Raw genomic sequence first — 22,274 nt, 5'->3', positions numbered from 1 at the left:
TGGTGAGGGCCACAGCGGCCCGAAAACATGCGGGCGACGCACAGCGCCGCCCGTTCCGAGCGCGCCAATGCGAGAGAATCGGGGAAAAGTCAAGCCATGCGCGTGGTCATTAACGTCTGCAGATTACAGATCGACCTTGCCGCGCAGTGCCTTTTTCATGCCATGTGCCTTTTTGCCCGCCAGCCGCTTGGTCTTGCCGATTCGGTTGACCCGCGTCTTCGCCCGCTTTTTCGGCTCCTTTACGGCAGCGTCTATCAGTTCGGCCAGTCGCTGACGTGCATCGCGCCGATTGGCTTCCTGCGTGCGGTGATTGCGCGCATCGATCACAATATCGCCTGCACTGTTCATCCGGTTGCCTGCCAGTGCCTTTAGCCGGTGAAAGATGGGCGGCGGCAGTGCCAGTTGGTAGATATTCACCCGCAATTGCACCGCGGTTGCCACCTTGTTGACATTCTGCCCGCCAGGACCTGACGCGGTGACGAAATTCTCCTCGGCAATGGCATTCGCCTTATCGAGGATGCTGGCCATTACTGCGCCCCAAGCGCCGCGAAATCGGCGGGCAGCGGTGCGGCAGCCGCGATATCGGGCTTGCCTTCGCGGGAAAGCGATAGGGCGCTGGCATGCAGCATGGTGCGCGGCGCGCGCGCATCCTTGTTGCCATAGACAGGATCGCCCAGCAATGAGCGGCCAAAGGCGTGTTCGGCATGAACGCGAATCTGGTGGGTGCGGCCCGTTTCGGGGCGGAATTCGACCAGTGTCAGCCCGCCTTCCAACTCCGCCCTTTTGGTCCAATGCGTAACCGAAGGCTTGCCCTTTTTCGCCACGATCATGCGCCAGCCTTTTTCCGCGCTGCTTATCTTGGACAGGGCGAGATCGATGGTGCCCTCCGCCTCCTCCACAGGCCCGGCTACGATGCCAAGATAGGTCTTGGAGACCAACCTGGCTTCGAACGCGGCGTTAAACCGCTTCAGCGACTTTGGATTTCGCGCCAGTAGCAGGCAGCCGCTGGTATCGGTGTCCAGCCGGTGGACCGCTACCGGTTCGCGCTGGAAGCCCAGCCTAAGCGAATCGAGATGATCGGAAAGCGCAGCGCCGCCCTTGCGCGGGGTTTCAATCGGCAGACCGGCAGGCTTGTTTATGACAAGCGCTTCACCGTCTTCAAACAGGATGGGGATGTTCATGCGCGGGCTTTACCTGCAAGCCGGGCGCTTGTCGAAGGTGTAGCTATTGCCCAATCAGCGCCTTTTCGATTCGGTCCATTGCAGTTCGAAGAGATTCCTCGCTCGCGGCAAAGCTGATGCGAAAGCCATCACGTCCACCAAAGGCGCTGACCGCCACCACGGCAACACCATGGTCGAGCAAATGGAGCGCCAGCCTGTTATCGTCCCGGCCAAACCGGTCCATGATCGGCGCGGCATTGACAAGGCAGTAAAAAGCGCCGTCGGGCATGGGAGTCGACAGTCCGGGAATGGCATTAAGGCGTTCCACCATCATATCGCGCCGCCCGCGCAAGATGGCGCGCCAGTCGGCGAGGAAATCCTGCGGCCCGGCAAGGGCGGCCACGGCAGCGGCCTGGCTGATACTGGCCGCATTGCCGCTGGAATTGCCTTGCAGACGCGTCATGGCTTCAAGCAGCCAGCGTGGTCCGGTGGTCACACCGATACGAAAGCCTGTCATCGCGTGGCTTTTCGACACGCCCGAAACGGTCAGCACGCGGTCCTTCAGATCAGGGCAAAGCGCTGCCAGCGTGGCGTGATCCTGCCCGGTATAGCTGAGCGGAGCGTAAATATCGTCTGAAAGCACCATTACCTGCGGGTGGCGTCGCAGCACATCCGCGATGGCGTGCAGCATGCCTTCGGGATAGACCGCGCCGGTTGGATTGCCGGGGCTGTTGAGCAGCGCCCATCTGGTTTTGGGCGTGATTAGCGCCTCCAGATCGCTGGCATCGAATCGATAACCGTTTTCGGGATGTGTCAGCAGCGGGACAACCTTACCGCCGCAGAAGCGCACGATTTGCGGATAGCTGACCCACCAGGGGCACGGCACAATCACTTCATCGCCTGCGCTGATCGTTGCGGCCAGTGCTTCGAATATCGCTTGCTTGCCGCCGGCAGTCACGATGACATCGCCTGCTTCAGCCGCAATGCCCAGATCTCGGCGAAAATGCAGCGCGGCGGCTTCTCGCAATTGGGTGGTGCCCATAACCGAGGTGTAGCGCGTATCGCCCGCGTCGAGCGCATCCTTGGCAGCAGCGATAACATGGGGCGGCGTGGCGAAATCGGGTTCACCTACGCTGAGCGAGATGATGTCGCGCCCATCGGCCTGCAATATGCGAGCGCGGTCAGTCATGGCGGAGGTGGAGGACGCCTCTATCCGTTGCAGCGCGTGGCTGAGCGGGGGCACAGTCATATCAGAACCGCTGGCAGCAGGCCGCGAAGAGCATTGCCGAGGAAGAAGCCATTTTCCAGATCAGCAAGCGTCAAATCCGCTTCACGCGCACGCCCTCCTTCAATAAGTGAGCGGCGCAGGACCCCCGGCAACAGACCCACAGAGGCAGGCGGCGTCAGCAGCACGCCATCTTCACCTTCGACAAAAATACTGGTCCGGCTGCCTTCGGCAACCTGGCCATCCTCGCGCACCAGCAAGGCCTCGAATGCGCCTCGTTCGCGTGCGACATCGGCCGCGCTTTCGTAAAAGCTGCGGTCACTGCTCTTGTGTTGCAGCCGCCAGTCATGCGCGACCGTGGGATGTGGCAGCGCGATGCATGAGACGGGATCAGGAAGCGGTGGCGGCAAAGGTGCACTTTCCAGAGTAACAGCGCCGCTGCGCGCCAGCACAAGCCGGACCTTGGTATCTGCCTCCAGTTCGAAACACAGCGCCTGAATGCGATTGCGCGTTTCATGCCTGTCAAAGGAAAAGCCGAGCTCTGCGGCGCTCGCTTTCATCCGTTCCAGATGCAATTCGAGCAGTTTTATCCCGCCGTCTGCATCAAACCGCATGGTTTCGATCAGATCGTGTCCACCGGCAGGGCCACGCACGAAGGCGCCCTTGATCAGGCATTCGCGCCATTCACCCATCGCATCGCTATCGGCAACGATAGCACCGCCCACACCCAGCACCGCCTTGTGGCGCAGATTTTCGCCCGGGGTCAGGCGGATGGTGCGGATAGCGACATTGAAGGCGGCATCGCCCGTCCGATCCACGCGGCCGATTGCGCCGCAATAGCCCCCCCGGGGATCGGGCTCGACCGTGTCGATCAATTCCATTGCGCGGATCTTGGGCGCACCGGTGATGGAACCGCAGGGGAACAGCGCGTTGATCACATCTATCGCGCCCTTGCCTGATTGCAGCTGTGCACTGACGGTGGAGACCATCTGGTGCACGGTGGGATAGGTTTCCACGGTGAAGGGATCATCCACATTTACGCTGCCCGCTTGTGCCACGCGCGATAGATCGTTGCGCATCAGATCCACGATCATCAGATTTTCTGCACGGTCCTTGACCGAGGCGCCAAGTTCTTCCCGGATTGCCGCGTCTGCTGCCGGATCGGCCACGCGTGGGCGTGTGCCCTTCATTGGTTTCACCCGCACCTCGCGCCCCTTCAGCGAAAAAAACAATTCGGGGCTGAAGCTGAGGAGGTAATGTGAACCGTCAAATATCATGCCGCCATATCCAGCCGCTGCCGTGGGACGGATAGCGGCATAGATCGCCAGCGGATCACCCCTTGCAGGGCCAGCCAGCGGGAAGGTGAGATTGGCCTGATAGATGTCGCCTGCGCGGATCGCGTCCTGCAAGATCTCGAATGCCTCGCAATAGGCACCGGGTGGAACTTGCGGATCGAGCGGGCCGATACTGGCGATGCCCGACGCGCCCGCATCGCTATGGGCTGCCAGCCATTGCGCCATATCCGCTGCAGCAATGGTTTCAGGATCGTCAAACAGGCCAAGCCACACCAGCGGCCCGTTTGCGCCGCTGCGCGCGGGCGCCAGCTGTGCCAGTCGTGCTTCCAGCGCAAGCCCGGCCTCATATCCGATGAAACCCGCCAGATGCCCGCCGTCTTCCACGCGCGCCTTTTCAGCAGCGGCAAGAACGCCTGCCACTTCGTCAGCGCGCCGCGCCACAAAGATTGCGCGCGGGGCTGAAAAGAACTGTGCATCGCTCGCCCCGTGGGTGCGCGCGTCATCCAGCAGGACAAAGGGGGTCTTGCCATCCATCTGCCCCGCTCTAGGGTTCCTGCAGGAATCGGGCAATACGATAGATAGGGAACAACATGGGCGATATTTTCATTGGCAATGACCTGGACGGGAACCGGCAGGCGCTCGATCTTGGCCGCGCCAATCGCCACGGGTTGATTGCGGGCGCGACCGGCACGGGGAAGACGGTGACACTTCAGGGTCTGGCCGAAAGCTTTTCCGCCAATGGTGTGCCGGTCTTCGTGGCCGATGTGAAAGGCGATCTTTCGGGTATCGCCATGCCTGGTTCCGCCGATTTCAAGAATGCCGACAAGCTGGAAAGCCGGGCGCAGGAATTGGGCATGGAGGATTACGCTTATTCCGATAATCCGGTGGTTTTCTGGGATTTATATGGCGAACAGGGCCACCCGATCCGCACTACGGTTTCCGAAATGGGTCCGCTGCTGCTTTCCCGCCTGCTCGATCTCAACGATACGCAGGAAGGCGTCTTGCAGATCGTTTTCCGCCATGCAGACGAGAACGGTCTGTTGCTGCTCGATTTCGAAGACCTGCGAGCCATGCTGTCATGGGCCTATGATAATTCAAAAGAGCTTTCAGGCGACTATGGCAATGTCTCAAAACAGTCGGTCGGCGCGATCCAGCGGCAATTGCTGAGTTTTGAATCGCAGGGCGCAAATGGATTTTTTGGAGAGCCTGCGCTGGAGATCGACGATTTCCTCGCTTGTGATTCCGAAGGGCGCGGTATCGTGAATGTGCTGGCGGCGGACAAATTGATGCGCAGCCCGAAGCTATATGCCACCTTTCTCCTGTGGCTGCTTGCCGAATTGTTCGAAAGCCTGCCCGAAGTTGGCGATGCTGAAAAACCCAAGCTGGTGTTCTTCTTTGATGAAGCGCACCTATTGTTCGATGATGTCCCCAAGGCGCTGGAGGAGACAATCGAAAGGGTTGTCCGCCTGATCCGATCAAAGGGTGTAGGTGTGTATTTCGTTACGCAAAATCCAATCGATATCCCCGAAGAAATCGCCGGTCAGCTGGGCAATCGCGTGCAGCATGCGCTGCGCGCTTTCACACCGCGCGACCAGCGCGCCATTCGGGCGGCGGCGGAGACTTTCCGCATCAACCCCGATCTTGATATCGCCACGGCGATCACCGAACTGCGCGTGGGTGAGGCGCTGGTATCGACGCTGGATGATGATGGTGCGCCCACCGTGGTCCAGCGCACATTGGTCAAGCCGCCGCGCAGCAGGCTCGGCCCTGTCACGCCCAAGGAACGCGCAATCATGCAGTCGATCAGCCCGGTTGCCGGCAAATATGACGAACGGGTAGATCGCGAAAGTGCAGAGGAGGTGCTGGCCCAAAAGGCACAGGACGCCGCCATGACCGCAGAAGAAGTTGAAGCCAAAGGGGAGGAAGAGGTCCGCAAGCAGCCGCGCAAGACCAAGAGCATCTGGGAAAAAGCGCGCACCCGCGCAATGGCCGCTGCTGCCGGATCCATGGCCTCGGTTGCCGCTGCCGCTGTCACGGGCCGCCGCAGCCGCGCTAATCCGACGCGCACGGCGATTACATCAGGCGCAGGCTCACTCGCGACCGATCTGGCGGGTCCGCTGGCGGGCCGCTTCGTGCGCAATATCATTGGCGGGTTGATGCGATAGCGTGTCAGCGTGTGCTGAAAGGGACTAACTTAGCGGAAGCCTGATTTCCGCCAGCAGCCCTTCTATAGTGCCATCCTCGCCGATATGATTGGCAAGCTTCAACGTGCCGCCATGCTGTTCGGCAATCGCCCGTGCAAGCGTGAGCCCCAGCCCCGCGCCGCCCGTTTCGCGATTGCGCGACGTGTCGCCTCTCGCAAAGGGTTCCATCATGGCGGCAATCTCAGTTTCGGGAATGCCCGGCCCCCTGTCGGCGATGCGGATGACTGCCTCTTCGCGGCCATCCCGCGCGGTTCCGCGGGCAAGCTCGATGCGCGCTTCCGTCCCGTAACGCAGGGCATTGCTGATCAGATTGCGCAAAGCCCGGCGCAACCATGTCGCGCGAAGGGAAAGGGCCATGCGGCTGGTCTGACCAAGCGTAACTTTCTCACCCATGTCCTCGAATTCTTCCACGACAGAAGCAACCAGTGCGGAAAGCTCCGTCCGCTCCAGCGGATCGCTTGGCCGACCCACGCGGGCAAGCGAGAGAATATCGTCGAGCGAAGTCGTGATGTCCTCGATCGTGGCGGCCATGCGTGCGCGCTCTGTCTCGTTCTCAACGCTTTCAATACGCACGCGCAGCGCGGCCAGCGGCGTTTTCAGATCATGGCCGATTGCGCCCAGCATCACGTTTTTTTCATCAAGCAGCGCAGCGATGCGCGCTTCCATTGCATTATGCGCGGTGATGAGCCGGCGTGCATCGCTCGGCCCTGAAGGTTCTAGTGGTGGTTCGCCGTCGAGCGTGCCCCCGAACCGTTCCATGCGCGTTGTGAGCTGGCCTAGCGGGCGGGTCAGGCGGCGCAGCAAAATGGCAAGCCCGCCAATCAGCACGATATAAAGAATGAGCGTTTGCATGACGATGCCAGCCAGCGCGCCTCTGCCCGGCTTTCCGCGCGGTGCTCGCGCCACCAGCCATTGCTCTTCACCGGGGCGTTTCAAACCGGCGATTATCATTTCTCCATCGGGTTTCCACCGCCGCAGGGCAAGATCGGGATTGCGTTCCAGCCGCCGCAACATGAATCTGTCTTGCGAATTATGGCGAGAAAGTACGACCAGCTCTTCAATCTCGACATCTTGTTCGATCAGCAGATTGCGCAATGCTTCCTCGCGCACGCCATCGCGCATTTCGGTCTGCGCGAGCGGTGACTGGAGCACGCGTTCGATACCGCGTTGACCACGGCGGTTGCGCCGGTCCGGCCTTCTCTGGCGATCGTCCGGAGTAGCGACCAGCTTTAGGGCGAGTTCATTGATCAGCGCGTTTTCAATCTGCCGTTGTTCGGCGCGGAACAGCAGCACTACTGAAATGGCCTGCGCCACCAGCAGTGCGACCGCCACAGCGAGCAGCATCTGGCCTAGTAGACTGCGCGGGAAAAAACGGGCGGACTGTTTCTGGTTCATGCGAAAAAAGTCAGTCGACAGAAGGAACGATGCGTCGCACATCGCAGGCAAGACGATACCCGCCGCCCCAAACGGTCTGTATCAGTTTGGGATCGCGGCTATCCTGCTCGATCTTGCGGCGCAATCGGCTGACCTGATTGTCCACTGCACGATCAAACAGATGCGCTTCGCGCCCCTGCACCATGTCCAGCAGCCGGTCCCGGTCCAGCACCTGTCGCGGGTGATCGAGAAAGGCCAGCAGCAGGCGAAACTCGGCAGAAGATACTGGCACGACTGTGCCTTCAGGATCAGTCAGCCGCCGCTTCAGCGGATCAAGCTTCCAGCCGTCGAACGCATAATGCGCGTCTGTTTCCTTCGGCGCAGCGGGCGCGCCCTTATTGGCGCGGCGAAGGACCGAACGGATACGCGCTACAAGTTCACGCGGTTCAAAGGGTTTGACGACATAATCATCCGCGCCCACTTCCAGACCGACGATGCGATCGGTTGCCTCGCCCTTGGCGGTGAGGAATATGACTGGCAGATTCTGCGCTTCTATCAAATGGCGGCACAGCGAAATCCCGTCTTCCCCAGGCATCATGATGTCGAGCAGGACGAGATCCGGGATGTCATCCTGCAACGCTGTGCGCGCCTTGGATGCATCTGCGGCTTGCTCCACGGCAAACCCCTGGCGCGAGAGATACTCGGCCAGGGGTTCACGCAAGCTGGCTTCATCATCCACCAGCAGCAGTTTTACCTGCGGTTCGTTCACCGGCGTCCGCCGCGACGGCCATCGCGTTCGGCATGCTGGGCGCGCCGTTCTTCAGCGGTAAGAGTGCCGTCATTGTCGGCATCAGCGCTGTCAAACCGGGCGAGGGCAGCGGCGGTAAATTCAGCCTGGCTGATGGCACCATCACTATTGGCGTCCGCCTGCTGCATCATCTTGCCACCCATATGTCCGCCACCATGGCGACCCATGCGATGTCCGCGCCTGCCGCCACGCTGGCCGGCCTGCTCGCCACGTTCGGCACGGCGGGCATCACGGTTTTCGCGGCGTTCTTCACGTGCGGCCTGCACTTCTTCAAAGCTGAGCAGATTGTCGCCATTGGCGTCCTGCTCGGCAAAGCGGGCACGGGCACGGGCTTCTCGGTCGGCTTCGTTGATAACGCCGTCGGAATTGGCATCCATGCGTGCAAAACGCTCGGTTGCGCGGGTTTCGGCAGCGGTGCGGGTCATGTCCGCGCCGCGCTGGCTGTCTTGTGCATAGGCTATGCCGCCAACGGTCAGACCGCTTGCAGCAAGCGCGAGGATAAGGGACTTTTTCATGTAACTCTCCACTTCAGGTTCTACGGTAGAGTAACGAGGCGCCGACTTTAAGGGGGGGAGGGAGAAGGACCGGCGCCCCGCCACTCTTGAGAACCGTTCTAGAGGGAGGTTGTCGCAGGTATTTGCCCAAATAGGCTGAAATTGTCGCAATTTGTCGCAGTTTCGCCGCGGCGTTCATGCAGGGGTTATGCTGCGCCCCGTCAGCGTAATAACGCAGGCCATATCGTCCACACTATTCGATCCCGTCCACGATGGTTGCGGCTGTGTCGTGGCGCCCATAAAGGATGGTGCCGTAGCGGCGCGCCGTTAGAGCGGCTGGCACGCAGCCTCAAGCCAGGCAAGCGTATCGTCATCGAGTTGCGGCGCGAGCACTTCACGCACCTTGGCGTGATATGTGTTCCACCAGTCAATCTGCTCGGGGCTGAGCATATCCTTGTCCACCAGAGTGCGGTCAATCGGCACCAGTGTCAGCGCACTAAAGCCCAGCCAATCGCCTTCCATGCCGTCAATTGTGCGTTCTTCCACCAGCACGAGGTTTTCGATGCGGATGCCGTATTCGCCGGCCTTGTAATAGCCTGGCTCATTGGAAAGGATCATTCCGGCGATCAGTGCCTGATCGGTTCCTGCCTGCCCGCCGCGCCCCTTGGCGATGCGTTGCGGCCCTTCGTGCACGCCGAGGAAGCTGCCCACGCCGTGGCCAGTACCATGCGGATAATCCACGCCCGCCTGCCATAGATATTGGCGGGCAAGCACATCAAGCGCGGAACCGGAGGTGCCGGTGGGGAAAATCTGCGTGTCGAGCGCAATGTGGCCCTGCAAAACGCGGGTGAAGCGATCCTTCACTTCTGCCGGCGGGGCATCGGGGCCGATCCACACGGTGCGCGTGATATCCGTTGTGCCATCCTTGTACTGGCCGCCCGAATCGACAAGATAAACGCTGTTAGGCGCAAGCGGCAGGCAGGTTTCCTCGCTCACGCGGTAATGGCACTGTGCGCCATTGGAGCCTGCACCCGATATCGTATCGAATGACAGATCTACCAACTGGCCCGTTTCCTCCCGGAAACCATAAAGCTTTGCGGCGGCGGACAATTCATCCACCGTGCCCTTGGGGCCTTCGCCAACCAGCCAATGGAGGAAGCGGCTGACCGCGGCGCCATCGCGCGCCTGCGCAGCGCGGTGGCCTTCCTGCTCGGCCGCGGTCTTGATCGCCTTGGGCAGAACGGCGGGATCGGTTTCGGCAAGAACGGCGGCGCCCACGGCATCCAACCGATCAAAAATGGCATAGACCGAGCGTTCCGGATCGACCGCCACGCGCTTGCCTGCCAGTTCTGCAAAGGCATCGGAGAAGGCGTCACGGGGGCGAATCCGCACGGCATTGCCGAGTGCGCCTGTCACTTCGTCGGTCACTTTTTCGGGTGCGATGAACCAGTCTGCCGTTCCGTCTTCCTGCACTACCAGATACGACAGGGCGACAGGAGTGTGATCGACATCAGCGCCACGAATATTGAGTATCCAGGCCACCGAATCGAGCGCGCTTACAACCACCGCATCAAGCTTTTCAGCCTTTAGCCAATCAGCGATCTCGCCGCGCTTGTCTGCGCTGGAGCGGCCTGCCAGCGCATCATCCTGCACAAAGGCAGGTGCGGTCGAGGGTTCGGGCTGGTCGGCCCACACTGCATCGATCGGATTGCTGTCCAGCGCGACCAGTTGCGCGCCGGCCTTGTCCAGCCGCGCGTCCATGGCATTGGCCCAATCGCGTGTGTGAAGCCACGGATCAAAACCGATCTTCGCGCCTTCAGGGGCGGTTTCTGCGATCCAATCCGCTATCGAATCTGCAGGAACGCTCTTGTAATCATACAGCTTGCCATCAACCTGATCGCGCACCTGGATGGTATAGCGCCCGTCCACGAACATGGCGGCATTGTCCTTGAGCACCACAGCCGCTCCGGCTGATCCGCCAAAACCGGTAAGCCAGGCCAGCCGCTGGGCATAGGCACCGACATATTCGGAAAGATGTTCATCGCTGATTGGCACAACGAAACCATCAAGCTTGCGGCGGGCAAGTTCTTCCCTAAGGGCGGACAGGCGGGCTTCGTGGGTCTGCATCAACATGGTATAATTTTCCGGTTTGAACTGGTTTCATTCGGTAATAGAACCCCGACATAGTCCTTTGCCCGACAGCTTTCCAGCCGCGGCAAGGTGAGATGAGCCTGCAAGGAGAGCAGACATGCGTATTTTTCGTTTATTGAGGCTTGCCGCCGCGCTTTGCGCCGCTACGTCGCTCCCAGCAATCGCCCAGGAAAGTGATATTGAACCCTTGAATTACGATACCAGCATCCAGCCGCCACGCGCCGAGCAGCGCGACCATAGCTTTACCCGGCACGGCATAACCATTTCTGATCCGTATCACTGGCTGCGCGACGATAGCTATCCCACTATCGATGACGAGGATGTGCTCGAGTATCTCCGCGCCGAAAATGCCTATTTCGAAGCGCAGATGGACGGGCGCAAGGCGCTGGTCGATACGCTGTTTGCAGAAATGCGCGGGCGCATCAAGGAAGCGGATGCAACTGTTCCGCAGCGCGACGGGGATTTTGAATATTGGTCCGAATTCGAGGAAGGCGGGCAATATCGCAAATTCTACCGCCGCCCCGTGACAGGCGGGGATGCACATCTCATCCTCGACGGACCGGCACTGGCAGAAGGGCTGGAATATTTCAGCCTTGGCGCATTGTCGGTCAGTGAAGATGGGCGCTATCTCGCCTATTCTACCGATACGACGGGCGGCGAATATTATACCGCTTTCATAAAAGATCTGCAGTCCGGCGCGCTTCTGCCCGACAGGATCGAAAATGTGAATTCGGGGCTGGTATGGGCGGCTGATGATGCGATGATCATTTATGGCCGCGCCAATGAAAACTGGCGGGTGGACCGCGTCTTCGCGCACAGCGTGGGCAAGGATGCGGCTGAAGACGTCCAACTTTATCACGAAGAACAACTCGGCTTCACCGTATCGCCCGGCCTTTCATCAAACCGCGAATGGCTGATCATCGCGGCGGGTGATAATGAAACCAGCGAAGTGCGTCTGCTGCCAGCCGCCGATCCGCTGGCTGAGCCGCTGCTGGTGCGCCCTCGCAAGACAGGCGTCGAATATGATGTGGACCTGCGGGAAGGCACGCTGTTCGTGCTCACCAATGACAATCACGCGAACTTCCGCCTTGCCACCGCGCCCATTGCCAGCCCTGCCGAATGGACCACGCTGATCGAAGGCTCGGACCAGTTCTACCTCACCGATTTTGATCTGTTCCGCGATTTCTATGTCACTGAAGGCCGCATCGCAGGCCTCGATCAGGTGCAGATACGTTATTATGATGATCCGGCGCGGGTCGAGACGATCGCATTTCCCGAAAAGGCCTATTCCGCCGGTCTTGGCAATAATCCTGAATGGGCGATGGAGAAGTTGCGGCTGAGTTACGAAAGCCCCGTCACGCCCGACACGGTGTATGATTACCATGTCGCCAGCCGGACGCTGGATACATTGAAGGTGCAGGAAATCCCGAGCGGCTTTGACCCTTCACTCTATACGGTTGAGCGTATTCAGGTACCCGCACGCGACGGAGCGATGGTGCCGGTCAGCATCGTCTACCGCAAGGATCGCGACGACATGAATGGCGGGCCAGGCGGGCCGCTGCATCTCTATGCCTATGGTGCCTATGGCTATGCCATCCCGCCGGGCTTTTCGACCACGCGCCTGAGCCTGGTGGATCGCGGCTTCGCCTATGCCATCGCCCATATCCGCGGCGGGGACGATCTGGGGCGCAACTGGTATTTGCAGGGCAAGATGGAACAGCGGACCAATACCTTCAACGATTTCGTTGACGTTGGCCGCGCGCTTGTCGATCGCGGATTGACCAGCAAAGGCCAGATATCGGCCAGCGGCGGATCGGCCGGTGGCGAATTGATGGGGGCGGTAGTCAACCAGGCGCCCGACTTGTTCGGCGCAATTGTGGCCCATGTGCCTTTTGTCGATGTGCTTAACACCATGCTCGACGAAAGCCTGCCTTTGACGCCCGGCGAATGGCCGGAATGGGGCAATCCTATCGAGAGCAGGGAAGCTTTCACCCACATCCAGAGCTATTCGCCCTACGACCAGACGCGGGCGCAGGATTATCCGCCCATGTTGGTCACCGCCGGATTGAATGATCCGCGCGTCACCTATTGGGAGCCGGCTAAGTGGGTTGCAAAGCTGCGCGAAGTTAAGACCGACGACAATATCCTGCTCCTCAAAACCAATATGGGAGCGGGCCATGGCGGCAAATCGGGCCGGTTCGAAGGCTTGCGCGAAACGGCAGAGGAGGTCGCCTTTATCCTGTGGCAATTGGGCGTGACTGAATGAGCAATCGCTTCACGCGGACATTCACTGCCTTGTCGGAACACATCGACATTAACGATCATGTCAACAATGCGGTGTGGCTGCGCTGGATGGAGGATCTGGCTGAAGCGCATTGGGAAGCGCAGGCGCGCCCGCAGGATAAGGACAAATATGTCTGGATGGTCCTGCGCCACGAGATCGATTATCGCGGCAATATCTCCGAAGGCGAGGCCGCGGCAGGCGAAACCGTCATTAAGGACGGTCCGCGCGGGCCGCGCTTCGACAGGCATTTCAGTTTTGCTGACGACAGCGGGAAAGAACTGGTTCGCGCGAAAACCACATTTGCCATGATTGACAGGGCGAGCAGGCGACTAACGCGGGTTCCTGCCGAAGTCGCCGCGCCCTTTGCACCCGCAGGCGGCTGGAGCGCGGATTAGGCTGCCGCGCGCCGATCATGTCGCCGCCGCTCTTTCTTCGGATGCGCGTCAAACAGCTTGAGCCGTTCACATACAGTGCGATTGCGACCCGTGGCCTTGGCTTCGTAAAGAAGTTTATCGGCCCGCTGGTAAATCATGTCGAAATTCACGCCGCCCTTTCTGGATGAAAACACTTCGGGGGCATGGATAATACCCATGCTGGCAGTCACCAGCCTGTCGAGTGCGATGCTGCGCGAAACGTGGCGGGTAATTTCCTGCCGGCGTTGCTCAGCCCGATCAATGGTATTCCTGCCTCGCATGAAAAGCGCGAATTCCTCGCCGCCCAGCCGCACCACCAGCGTATCCTCGTCCGGCTTGAGCGCGATGGCGACTGCGCGCAGCACTTCGTCCCCTATCGAGTGGCCATGCGTGTCATTGATACCTTTGAAATGATCGAGATCGATCACTGCGACGGTGTTGAAACCTTCATCAGCCAGCGCATCGAACCGTGAAACGATGGCGCGGCGATTGAGAAGCCCGGTAAGCGGATCATGATCGGCGAGATTTTTCAGCATGGCGGCATGGGCCTGTGCCCGGTCGCGCTCACGCCTGATTACCAACACCCGGTCGACCACGCCCAAGCCAGTGACAATCACTTCAAAGACGGCGCCAAAGCGGAACATCCATATGCCTTCAATATAGGTCAGCTCTGGGATCAGCATCGTTGCAAGCCGAATAACGCCCACCGCCATCAGCGGAGCCCATGCAATTGCCTGGAACCAGACCGAGCGGCTTTTGCAGCGAAGGGCATCGACCACGCCCCAGCCGATTACGCCAAGGACTGGTAGGAAGGTCAGAAAATACAGTTTGAGCGAATAGGGCCGAAGCACTTCGAAGCCCGCGATGCGGATTATTGTTACCACGACAATCATATAGGCGAGGTAGGTCAACATTTGCCTGATGCGTGGGTTGAGCCTGTCCGGTTCGATGAAGGATGCAAAAAACATGATGCAACTGATCACGACGAGGCTGAAGCTGCCGACTGCAAGGGCATGCAGGTGCCATATCGAAAGCCCGACAAAGGCAACCAGCGTCCCGCTCGTCAGCAAATGTGCGGCCATGCTGAAGGCTAGCAGGGCGTGCCACAGCAGGAAACGTGCTTGTAAAGCGCGGAAAAAAGCCAAATCCAGCAGGATAGGAAGCAATAGGAAGCCCGCTATCATCGCCACCAGTAGCAATTGTGCCAGCGTATCCGGCCTGTCCTGCTGCAATTCGGCCACGATCTGCGTTTCGAGACCGAGCGCCTGATATTCCGGCGCATCGAAAATCGCATATTGTGCGATTACATCATTCCCTGTGGCAGGCAGTGGTATTGCAAAGACACCGCCGCCAACCTGCGGTTCGATTGTGGAAGAAGGGTGGCGCCGGACTAATGCGGAACTATCCTCACGCACCGATACCAGCGTTACCGCATCGAAAAATCCATTACGGTTTTCCAGATATCGCGCATCGTCTTGTGCGGCGAAATCGAACCGTACTGCGATGGAAGATGTACCGCGCTCCGGGATAGAGCCGTCACATTGCCATTTCAGCGGGAGAGTATGGATCTGCGCCGGATCGGCTGACGCCGGCAATGCCGCCTGACAGGGGGAAGGTTGCGCAAACGCTGTTTCCGGCGCCGCACAAGCCAACGTCATAGCCGCAACGGCCCAGAAAACGCTTACGATTTTAACCCACATGGCAGCGCGGTAAACTATCGATCCTGCCAATATGTTAACGGACGTTTAGACTTTTGGATCAGGCGATAGCTTCCTCGATGGAAAGCAGGTCATAGCCCAGTTCATGCGCCACGGCCGGATAGGTAACCTTGCCCGCATGGACATTAAGGCCCTGTGCCAGATGCGGATCGGCGCGCATCGCTTCCTTCCAGCCAAGATTGGCGATGCGGATGGCGTGCGGCAGCGTCACATTGTTGAGCGCATAGGTGCTCGTCCGGCTGACAGCGCCGGGCATATTCGCCACGCAATAATGTACGATATCGTCTACCACATAGGTAGGGTCATCATGGGTGGTGGCCTTGCTGGTTTCAAAACAGCCGCCCTGATCGATGGCGACATCCACCAGCACCGCGCCCGGCTTCATCGTGCCGAGCATGTCGCGGCTGACAAGCTTGGGAGCAGCAGCGCCGGGAACCAGCACCGCGCCCACGACCATGTCGGCCTCTGCCACTGCCTCTTCCAGATTGGCCTTGCTGGCAAAGCGCGTGCTGGCGCGCGCTTCGAAATGGGTGCCGACTTTTTCCAGCACTTCGGGATTGAGATCCATGATGATGGTATCAGCGCCAAGCCCCGCGGCCATTTGTGCAGCATTGAAGCCGACCACGCCGCCGCCGATGATGATGACCTTGCCCGGCATAACGCCCGGAACGCCGCCCAGCAGCACCCCGCGTCCGCCATGCACCTTTTCAAGCGCATTGGCGCCAGCCTGGATGCTCATACGGCCAGCCACCTGGCTCATCGGGGTCAAAAGCGGCAGGCCGCCGCGCGATCCTGTCACCGTCTCATAAGCAATCGCGGTTGCACCGGATTTAACCAGATCGGCGGTCTGTTCGGGATCGGGCGCGAGGTGGAGGTAGGTGTAAAGCAGCTGGCCCTCGCGCAGCATGGCGCGTTCACTGGCCTGCGGCTCCTTGACCTTGACGATCATCTCGCACTCGGCGAAAATTTCTTCCGCCGTGTCGACCACTTTGGCACCGCGGTCTCGGTAGCTTTGGTCAAACGCGCCAATGCCGCCGCCAGCGCCGGTTTCCACCCAGACCTCATGCCCGTTCTGAACCAGTTCGCCCGCGCTCTCCGGTGTCAGGCCGACACGATATTCGCGGTTTTTGATTTCCTTGGGGCAGCCGATACGCATGGGTCAGATCTCCTTGGCGAGTTTCGTTACATCTGAAACAATATTGCCGCAACCCGAAAGGATCGTGCAAATTGCTGCGCAGCGCCCGCGCGTGTAGTTTTCAGGCCAGCACGTCTTCAATGCCGGGCACAGTAATGGTGCGCGCGCCGCCGTAATCCTCATGTACCACGATCAGGCCGGTGCGTTCGAGATGTTCGAGCAATCGGCGGATTCGGCCCGGCGATGCAGTGCCATAAACCTGCGCCAGATGATCTTCATCGGGCGTGCCCTGCCCTCGCGCGGCGGCGACCACGATGGCAAGATAGGGTGCCAGCACATCGTCTGCCACATGCTGCGCCATGCGCTCTATCGAAGCCTGCGCCTCATCGTCGAGCTGATGGATACCAGCGCTGGCAAAGGCGAAGCGGCGGCGAAAACCGGGCATGTCGATATGGGCTGACGGAATGCCGCGCTCGCGGCAACGCGTCGCAAAATCGCGAAACTGGGTGCTGACTGGCCTGAAGGTCGCGCCTTCTTCTGCCGCCATGTCGCGCATCACGCTATCAATGTCGCCGGCGGGCATTGCGGTCGCGGCCTCTTGACCCACTGGCGCGCGTTCTTCCGCCTTTTTGGCGATGCTTTCCACCAGAGTTTCGGCGGCAGGTGGAGCAGGCGGCGCGGGCGGCGGGCGGTGCACGGTTTCGGCGGCCTCCTCTGCCAGTTCAGCGTGAAGCAGTGCGCCCATTTCCTCCGCTCCCGTCTGGGGCAGCGGGGCAAGCTCGGCTGCGGCATTCTTACCGCCCGATTTGACCTCTCCGATATGCACCGCCACCGGACGCCGGCTGATCGCCGGGCCAAGGCCAAGAAAATGCCCGCGCTGCAGATCGCGTATCCGCTCAGCCTGCCTGCGGTCCATGCCGAGAAGATCGGCGGCGCGCTGCATGTCGATATCGAGGAAAGTGCGCCCCATGAGGAAATTGGAGGCTTCGGCGGCGACATTTTTGGCCAGCTTGGCAAGGCGCTGCGTGGCGACGATGCCCGCCAACCCGCGCTTGCGCCCGCGGCACATGAGATTGGTCATGGCCGACAACGTCATGCGGCGCGTGTCCTCGGCCATTTCCCCCGCGGCGGAAGGGGCAAACATCTGCGCCTCGTCCACCACCACAAGCGCGGGAAACCAATGTTCGCGCGGGGCATCGAACAGCGCGGTGAGGAAACTGGCAGCGCAGCGAATTTGCTGCTCGACCTCCAGATCGTCCAGCGCCAGCACAACAGAAGCGCGATGTTGGCGGATGCGGCCTGCCAGCGCCTCTATCTCGCGCGGCGAATAGCCTGCGCCTTCGATAACGACGTGATCGAAATGGTCGGCAAGGCTGGTAAAATCGCCCTCGGGGTCGATCACCACCTGTTGCACCAGCCCTGCGCTCTGTTCGAGCAAGCGGCGCAGCAGGTGCGATTTGCCGCTTCCCGAATTGCCCTGCACCAGCAGACGGGTCGCCAGCAGTTCCTCAATGTCGATGGGCACCGCCGTGCCGTGGGAATCACTGCCTATTTCAATCTGAGCTTTCACGCATAACGGGATAGGTGAGGCAAGCCGCGCGGCCTAGCCATGCTATCGGGTTTATCCAGCGATCTGTCGGCTTTTTGCCCGGCAGCGACGCATCGCCCTCTCTTTAGGAGATAACGCCTCAGCTAAATTTTTCGCCCGCCAGCACCATCGCCCGGCGAAGGCCCTTCTGGTTGATGTTCTGGATTTCAATCCCCGGGTGGGCATTCACTTCCAGAATCATCGGGCCGTCATTCTCATCGAGAATAATATCCACGCCAAGGTAACCAAGGCCGATGGCAGCGCTGCATTTCGAGCTCATGTCCAGCACCTTGTCCCACTCGGGAACCTCGAAGCCGATCAGCAGGGCCTTGGAATCGGGATGATGGGTAATTTCTTCTCCGACACACATGGCCCGCGTGATGATGCCTGTATCGATGTCCACTGCCGCTCCGATGGCGCGCTGGTGCAGGTTTGCCTTGCCATCCGAGGCATTGGTCGGGATGCGCATCATCGCCATCAACGGATGTTCGCGCAAGGAGATGACGCGCACATCGGGCAGGCCTTCGGGCACCAGCTTCGTAATGCGCGGGTCGGCGCGTATCAGCGGCTCTATCAGGGCCGCGTCCTCGGCTGCGGTATCGCCTGAGAAGCCGCCATCGACGATGCGGCGAACGTGATGCATGACGTCTGCCGGGGTGAGCTTGGCACCCGATCCCTTGAACCAGTTATTACCTTCGCGCCGCAGAGCCAGCAGGATGCCATCGCCCTGGCTGCCGCGTGCCGGTTTGATCGCCCAGCTTTCCGGAAGGTCGCGAACCGGATCGAATTCAAGCAGTTCCCCATAGCTGGAGATGACGCATATTGTTCCGGTAGTTACGACCCCGCCAGCGTTCAGGGCTATCTTGGCCGCCACCTTGTCGCGCGCCTCCTCGATCGCCCAGCGCGGATTGTATTTCGCGATAATCGAATTGCGCAGATTGATTCCCAGTATCTCGTCCAAATGGCCCTTCTGGGGCACTGGTTGCGGCAAGGGCGAAGTGCGGCGTTTTGATGAACGCTTGGCCGAAGCGGGGCTGCGGGAAAGCAGGCGTTGCGACCATGGCAGCTTGCTCATCGGCTCCGCTGTCGCCCCAATCTCCACCCCAGTCTTCGCCCCGATTTCCGTCGCGGTCTTCGTCGCTGTTTTCATTTGCGGCACCGTCGCGTTCGTCGAGCGATGTGAGAACATTGGCATTGCGTCTTCCTTCAAGCCAGATGGGGGCGAAACGTTTGATCTCCGACATGCGCAGGCCGCGATATCGACCGAGCAGGGCAATCGCGAGACCGGCGAAACCGGGCAGCACCAGCGGAGAAATTTCGATCAGCGTCAGCGCGACCTGGCTGACCATCACGAACTGGATCAGCAGCGCGAGGATAAGCGTTTGCAGAGCGATATTCGCAGCTTCCTTGGCGCCGTCCTTTTCCCATTGGCGGTGCCAGCGCTCGACCACCAGCGCCGTTACGACAACCGGGAAGGCATCAACCTGCAATTCGGTGTCGAGGACAACCTGCAAGCCAGCCAGCACGAACACCACGAAGGAAATCAGCACGCCAAGAAAGCCCACGCGCGTCATGCGCAGTTTGAGCAGCATGGGTGCAGCAAGCATACCAACGCCGACAGCCGAGATCAGCACTATCGGGCCAAAGATTGGGCCGATCTGGAGAAAAGCGATGGCGATCAGCATGGGTGTGAACAGGCCAAAAGCCTTCATCCCCACAAAGCTGCGCGCGAGCACCACGAGAAAAGCGCCGATGGGCAGCGCCATCAACAGGTTGGATGGCTTCATGCCCCACACGGCGTAAGACACCGCACGCTCGCCGAGCGAGGAGGGCATCTGGAACGGGTCGTTCGTATTGGCGACGCCGAGAAACGCCAGCAACAAGATGGCGCCGATCACGCCGGCGCCGATCAATGCAGGGCGTCTGACCTGCGGAGTAGCTTTCGCAAGGACTCGTCGCAGCTTACGCCAGCGGCTCAGCCGCCATTTGCGTAACGCTCTAGAAGGCATAGCCGATACTCAAGCTGAAACGGTAACCTTCACGGTCGCGGACCGGCTCATTACTGTTGGTGACAATATATTTGGCTTCAGCTTCGATCCGCCAATTGCTCGGCCACCAGAGCAGCTCTAACTCGGGCACGACCTGCGTATCCTTGCGCGGACCGTCCTCATCCGTCAGCCGCCCGTCGAAACGCGTCTGCCGCAAGGAAAGTGCAGGTCGCACGCGCAGGTCTCGGTTGAGCGGGTGGGTGTATGAAACATCAACAGATTCGCGGGTGTAGCTGCGTGCCGGATTAGCCGAATTGATTTCCTCGGCGCGCAGGTCGAAATTGATGTAGTGATAGCGGCCCATGCGGTGGCGATAGCCAAGATCTGCGCGCGCGCCCTCGCCATGTGTTGATGTTCCGCCAGCGCCTCTGCCGTCATCATATTCGCGGTCGCGCCAGGTTCCGCGCAGACGGAAACGGTGAGCGCGCTCGGGTTCATATTCAACCTGCGCGGAAACCTGGGTTTCATCGGTATCGGTGGCTTCGACGCTGACAAGATCGTCATAGACCCGGCCACGCAGAGCAACCTCCCAATCATCATCAAGCTTTTGCGTGATACTGGCGGTCAGCCGATCGCGGTTGAAATTGTCGCGGCCCGTCGCATTGTCGAACCGCTGGACCTCGATACGGTCTGCTTCCACGCGGAATTGCGTAGTATCATTGCCGAATTCGACACCGACATTGCCCCGCAGATAACCGCCGTCGCCATTGATGATCAATTCATCGTCGCGATCCTCGCTTTGTGACAGGACAATACCCAGCTCGACGCGGGCATAGGGTTCCAGCGCCCATGCGTTCTTGCCATCCTGCGCGGCGGCAGGTGCGACCATGAATAATAGCGATAGAGCGGCGCAGGCGATGTGCCGAGGACGCATTGCAGATATGATTAACCATCGGAGCATGGTCAGGGCCATTACGGAGTTAACGGTTTACAATCCGCTAACTCTAACCCGCCATTTCAATCGTGAGAGGGTGCGGCCGTCAGCCCTTTCCGCGGGTCTTGGTAACGCCCATCTTTGCATGCCCTTCCAAAAAGGCGATAATCTTGCCGGCCACATCGATGCCGGTCGCCTTTTCCACCCCTTCGAGGCCGGGTGAAGAATTGACTTCCATCAGCACTGGTCCGTGATTGGACCGCAGCATGTCAACGCCGCAGACATTGAGGCCCATATGCTTGGCCGCGCGCACTGCGGTTGAGCGTTCCTCTGGTGTTATCTTGATGATTTGCGCGCTTCCGCCACGGTGCAGGTTTGAACGGAAATCATCTGCCGCGCCGGTGCGCTTCATCGCGGCGACAACCTTGCCGCCCACCACCAGCGCGCGAATATCGGTGCCGCCCGCTTCCTTGATGAATTCCTGCACGAGGATGTTAACATTGGCCCCGCGAAACGCCTCGATCACGGATTTCGCGCTGCTCATCGTTTCGGCCAGCACCACGCCAATACCCTGCGTGCCTTCAAGCAGTTTGATGACTACCGGCGGGCCGTTGACCGCCTTAATAATCTCTTCAGCCTGCTTGGGATCATTGGCATAAGCGGTAAGCGGCAGACCCAGCCCGTGCTTGGCGAGGATCTGCATGGAACGCAGCTTATCCCGGCTGCGTCCGATGGCGACGCTTTCATTCAGCGGCCAGATCCCCGCCATTTCAAACTGGCGCAGCACGGCCAGACCGTAATTTGTAATGGATGCTCCGATACGCGGGATCACCGCTTCATAGCCGCTGATCGTTTCCCCATCATAGGTGATCGTGGGGCGATGGCTGGCGATGTTGACGGTGCAGCGGGTGGTGTTGAGAATATCGAGCGTATGGCCCCGCTCCTCGGCGGCTTCGACCAGGCGTTGATGCGAATACAGCTTCGCATTTCGTGCAAGCATGGCGATTTTCATGGCTTATGTCCTACGGCTGGCTGCATGCCGGGGGTTTGCAGCCATGAATGGCCCGAATCGACTACAAAACGGCGACGCAGCGATGACCTGCCGATGAGCATCGGAAATTTCATGTCTGAACGATCCGCCAGGCTGATTTCCGCGCGGAATGTCAGCGTTCCGATCTTCAGCGGTGTCTTGATGATCATCCGGCGCTGAGTCTTGCCGTTGGAACTGGTGATGCCGCGCCAGTCCACATGCACTGCCTCGCACACCTGGCGGACGTGCTGATCACCAAAATCGACGGCAAAACGGACAAAATTCTCTCCGTCCCGCGCGAACTGGTCAATGATGATCGCGTGGAGGGAGGAGGTGCGTGCGCCGCTATCTATCTTGGCGGGGACGCTCTTCAGGCCGAGTTCGGGCAAATCGACCTTCTCGCGCCAGCCGACGGTGGCAAGGGGATTGGAACCAGCTTTTGCGAGCGGTTGTGCGGATTCTTTATCCATTCA

At 60.0% G+C, this 22,274-nt stretch carries 19 protein-coding genes; 3 read left to right on the top strand and 16 right to left on the bottom strand.

Annotated elements, in window-relative coordinates; genetic code table 11:
* Positions 1-123: 123 nt before the first annotated feature.
* Genes arfB through pabB form a run of 4 tightly spaced genes read right to left on the bottom strand, consistent with a single transcriptional unit; the run spans position 124 to position 4,214 of the window.
* A complete protein-coding gene (gene arfB, locus CP97_RS01170; RefSeq protein ID WP_048884441.1) occupies positions 124-528 on the bottom strand; it encodes an alternative ribosome rescue aminoacyl-tRNA hydrolase ArfB in 405 nt (134 codons plus the stop codon).
* Entirely contained in the window at positions 528-1,181 is a 654-nt protein-coding gene (locus CP97_RS01165) for an RluA family pseudouridine synthase (RefSeq protein ID WP_048884440.1), read from the bottom strand. The genes arfB and CP97_RS01165 overlap by 1 nt, the downstream gene beginning before the upstream one ends.
* Before the next feature lie 43 nt (positions 1,182-1,224).
* Positions 1,225-2,409: a pyridoxal phosphate-dependent aminotransferase gene (locus CP97_RS01160; protein WP_063612325.1), complete on the bottom strand. Its 1,185-nt coding sequence runs from the start codon at positions 2,407-2,409 to the stop codon at positions 1,225-1,227.
* Positions 2,406-4,214: an aminodeoxychorismate synthase component I gene (pabB, locus tag CP97_RS01155; protein ID WP_048884439.1), complete on the bottom strand. Its 1,809-nt coding sequence runs from the start codon at positions 4,212-4,214 to the stop codon at positions 2,406-2,408. Before pabB ends, CP97_RS01160 begins: the two co-directional genes overlap by 4 nt.
* Before the next feature lie 56 nt (positions 4,215-4,270).
* On the opposite strand from pabB, the gene CP97_RS01150 reads away from it, so the two are divergent.
* Complete coding sequence (locus CP97_RS01150) at positions 4,271-5,845, top strand: helicase HerA-like domain-containing protein (protein WP_048884438.1); 1,575 nt, start codon at positions 4,271-4,273, stop codon at positions 5,843-5,845.
* Positions 5,846-5,869: 24 nt separating this feature from the next.
* On the opposite strand, the gene CP97_RS01145 is transcribed toward CP97_RS01150, so the two are convergent.
* The 4 genes from CP97_RS01145 to CP97_RS01130 all read right to left on the bottom strand — a co-directional run bounded on the left by CP97_RS01145 (position 5,870) and on the right by CP97_RS01130 (position 10,693).
* A complete protein-coding gene (locus CP97_RS01145) occupies positions 5,870-7,279 on the bottom strand; it encodes a sensor histidine kinase (protein ID WP_227819635.1) in 1,410 nt (469 codons plus the stop codon).
* A gap of 10 nt (positions 7,280-7,289) precedes the next feature.
* Positions 7,290-8,027, bottom strand: coding sequence for a response regulator (locus tag CP97_RS01140; RefSeq protein ID WP_048884436.1), 738 nt, complete (start codon positions 8,025-8,027; stop codon positions 7,290-7,292).
* Positions 8,024-8,581 (bottom strand): EF-hand domain-containing protein, encoded by a 558-nt coding sequence (locus CP97_RS01135; RefSeq protein ID WP_063612324.1) that lies wholly within the window; start codon positions 8,579-8,581, stop codon positions 8,024-8,026. The genes CP97_RS01140 and CP97_RS01135 overlap by 4 nt, the downstream gene beginning before the upstream one ends.
* 306 nt (positions 8,582-8,887) lie before the next feature.
* A complete protein-coding gene (locus CP97_RS01130; RefSeq protein ID WP_048884434.1) occupies positions 8,888-10,693 on the bottom strand; it encodes an aminopeptidase P family protein in 1,806 nt (601 codons plus the stop codon).
* Positions 10,694-10,808: 115 nt separating this feature from the next.
* Here CP97_RS01130 and CP97_RS01125 point away from each other — a divergent pair, with 115 nt between their 5' ends.
* Complete coding sequence (locus tag CP97_RS01125) at positions 10,809-12,977, top strand: S9 family peptidase (RefSeq protein ID WP_082863668.1); 2,169 nt, start codon at positions 10,809-10,811, stop codon at positions 12,975-12,977.
* Positions 12,974-13,390 carry an acyl-CoA thioesterase gene (locus CP97_RS01120; protein ID WP_048884433.1) on the top strand — a complete coding sequence of 139 codons (417 nt, stop codon included), beginning with the start codon at positions 12,974-12,976 and terminating at the stop codon, positions 13,388-13,390. The genes CP97_RS01125 and CP97_RS01120 overlap by 4 nt, the downstream gene beginning before the upstream one ends.
* On the opposite strand, the gene CP97_RS01115 is transcribed toward CP97_RS01120, so the two are convergent.
* The 8 genes from CP97_RS01115 to CP97_RS01080 form a co-directional block, all read right to left on the bottom strand.
* Positions 13,387-15,003: a sensor domain-containing diguanylate cyclase gene (locus tag CP97_RS01115; protein ID WP_161485418.1), complete on the bottom strand. Its 1,617-nt coding sequence runs from the start codon at positions 15,001-15,003 to the stop codon at positions 13,387-13,389. The genes CP97_RS01120 and CP97_RS01115 overlap by 4 nt on opposite strands.
* Positions 15,004-15,166: 163 nt before the next feature.
* Complete coding sequence (ald, locus tag CP97_RS01110) at positions 15,167-16,282, bottom strand: alanine dehydrogenase (RefSeq protein WP_048884431.1); 1,116 nt, start codon at positions 16,280-16,282, stop codon at positions 15,167-15,169.
* A gap of 100 nt (positions 16,283-16,382) precedes the next feature.
* Entirely contained in the window at positions 16,383-17,831 is a 1,449-nt protein-coding gene (locus CP97_RS01105; RefSeq protein WP_048884430.1) for a helicase HerA domain-containing protein, read from the bottom strand.
* A 118-nt stretch (positions 17,832-17,949) separates the two neighbouring features.
* Positions 17,950-18,723: a sugar-transfer associated ATP-grasp domain-containing protein gene (locus CP97_RS01100; protein ID WP_048884429.1), complete on the bottom strand. Its 774-nt coding sequence runs from the start codon at positions 18,721-18,723 to the stop codon at positions 17,950-17,952.
* A complete protein-coding gene (locus CP97_RS01095; protein ID WP_161485416.1) occupies positions 18,638-19,747 on the bottom strand; it encodes a 7TM domain-containing protein in 1,110 nt (369 codons plus the stop codon). Before CP97_RS01095 ends, CP97_RS01100 begins: the two co-directional genes overlap by 86 nt.
* Positions 19,748-19,847: 100 nt before the next feature.
* The gene (locus CP97_RS01090; protein WP_048884427.1) at positions 19,848-20,726 is read right to left on the bottom strand and encodes a hypothetical protein; all 879 of its coding nucleotides are present in this window, start codon (positions 20,724-20,726) and stop codon (positions 19,848-19,850) included.
* A gap of 151 nt (positions 20,727-20,877) precedes the next feature.
* Positions 20,878-21,783: a 30S ribosomal protein S6--L-glutamate ligase gene (gene rimK, locus CP97_RS01085; protein ID WP_048884426.1), complete on the bottom strand. Its 906-nt coding sequence runs from the start codon at positions 21,781-21,783 to the stop codon at positions 20,878-20,880.
* The gene (locus CP97_RS01080) at positions 21,780-22,271 is read right to left on the bottom strand and encodes an ATP-dependent zinc protease family protein (RefSeq protein ID WP_048884425.1); all 492 of its coding nucleotides are present in this window, start codon (positions 22,269-22,271) and stop codon (positions 21,780-21,782) included. Before CP97_RS01080 ends, rimK begins: the two co-directional genes overlap by 4 nt.
* Positions 22,272-22,274 lie beyond the last annotated feature (3 nt).

This window comes from Aurantiacibacter atlanticus (genome assembly GCF_001077815.2).
Classification (GTDB): Bacteria; Pseudomonadota; Alphaproteobacteria; order Sphingomonadales; family Sphingomonadaceae; genus Alteraurantiacibacter; species Alteraurantiacibacter atlanticus.
Note: the sequence above shows the minus strand (reverse complement) of the source record. Positions and strands in the feature narration are given on the sequence as shown.

What these genes read in the sequence shown, in the direction of transcription:
- pabB (WP_048884439.1), bottom strand. Translation starts at nt 4,214, where the DNA reads ATGGATGGCAAGACCCCCTTTGTCCTGCTGGATGACGCGCGCACCCAC.
- CP97_RS01135 (WP_063612324.1), bottom strand. Translation starts at nt 8,581, where the DNA reads ATGAAAAAGTCCCTTATCCTCGCGCTTGCTGCAAGCGGTCTGACCGTT.
- ald (WP_048884431.1), bottom strand. Translation starts at nt 16,282, where the DNA reads ATGCGTATCGGCTGCCCCAAGGAAATCAAAAACCGCGAATATCGTGTC.
- CP97_RS01165 (WP_048884440.1), bottom strand. Translation starts at nt 1,181, where the DNA reads ATGAACATCCCCATCCTGTTTGAAGACGGTGAAGCGCTTGTCATAAAC.
- CP97_RS01090 (WP_048884427.1), bottom strand. Translation starts at nt 20,726, where the DNA reads ATGGTCGCACCTGCCGCCGCGCAGGATGGCAAGAACGCATGGGCGCTG.
- arfB (WP_048884441.1), bottom strand. Translation starts at nt 528, where the DNA reads ATGGCCAGCATCCTCGATAAGGCGAATGCCATTGCCGAGGAGAATTTC.
- CP97_RS01120 (WP_048884433.1), top strand. Translation starts at nt 12,974, where the DNA reads ATGAGCAATCGCTTCACGCGGACATTCACTGCCTTGTCGGAACACATC.
- CP97_RS01150 (WP_048884438.1), top strand. Translation starts at nt 4,271, where the DNA reads ATGGGCGATATTTTCATTGGCAATGACCTGGACGGGAACCGGCAGGCG.
- CP97_RS01125 (WP_082863668.1), top strand. Translation starts at nt 10,809, where the DNA reads ATGCGTATTTTTCGTTTATTGAGGCTTGCCGCCGCGCTTTGCGCCGCT.
- CP97_RS01080 (WP_048884425.1), bottom strand. Translation starts at nt 22,271, where the DNA reads ATGGATAAAGAATCCGCACAACCGCTCGCAAAAGCTGGTTCCAATCCC.
- rimK (WP_048884426.1), bottom strand. Translation starts at nt 21,783, where the DNA reads ATGAAAATCGCCATGCTTGCACGAAATGCGAAGCTGTATTCGCATCAA.
- CP97_RS01130 (WP_048884434.1), bottom strand. Translation starts at nt 10,693, where the DNA reads ATGTTGATGCAGACCCACGAAGCCCGCCTGTCCGCCCTTAGGGAAGAA.
- CP97_RS01145 (WP_227819635.1), bottom strand. Translation starts at nt 7,279, where the DNA reads ATGAACCAGAAACAGTCCGCCCGTTTTTTCCCGCGCAGTCTACTAGGC.
- CP97_RS01160 (WP_063612325.1), bottom strand. Translation starts at nt 2,409, where the DNA reads ATGACTGTGCCCCCGCTCAGCCACGCGCTGCAACGGATAGAGGCGTCC.